Origin of the sequence: Cellulomonas sp. GbtcB1, from assembly GCF_019091725.1 — a bacterium.
Taxonomy (GTDB): Bacteria; Actinomycetota; Actinomycetes; order Actinomycetales; family Cellulomonadaceae; genus Cellulomonas.
Genome location: NZ_JAGXJG010000459.1, coordinates 1 through 242, shown reverse-complemented (window position 1 = coordinate 242; position 242 = coordinate 1). Strand labels below are relative to the sequence as shown.

The following is a 242-nucleotide window of genomic DNA, read 5'->3' as shown; positions in this document are numbered from 1 at the left end:
GCGCCGGTTCGCGATGATCTTCCAGAGCCCGAAGGACACGCTCACCCTCCTGATGCTGGTGGGCGAGCAGATCGCCCGCATGGCCCGGCTGCACCAGGCCGACGGTGCGGGCGCCGACAAGCGGTCCGCGCGGGCGGAGGCGGAGCGGCTGCTGGGCCGGGTGCACATCGCCGACCCGGCCCGGGCCGCGCGCGCGTACCCGCACCAGCTCACCGGCGGCATGTGCCAGCGCGTGATGATCG

At 74.8% G+C, this 242-nt stretch carries 1 pseudogene; it reads left to right on the top strand.

Features of this window, described 5'->3' with window-relative positions:
- Positions 1-13: 13 nt before the first annotated feature.
- Positions 14-242 (top strand): annotated as a pseudogene (locus KVT14_RS21030) (ABC transporter ATP-binding protein); the annotation flags it as partial.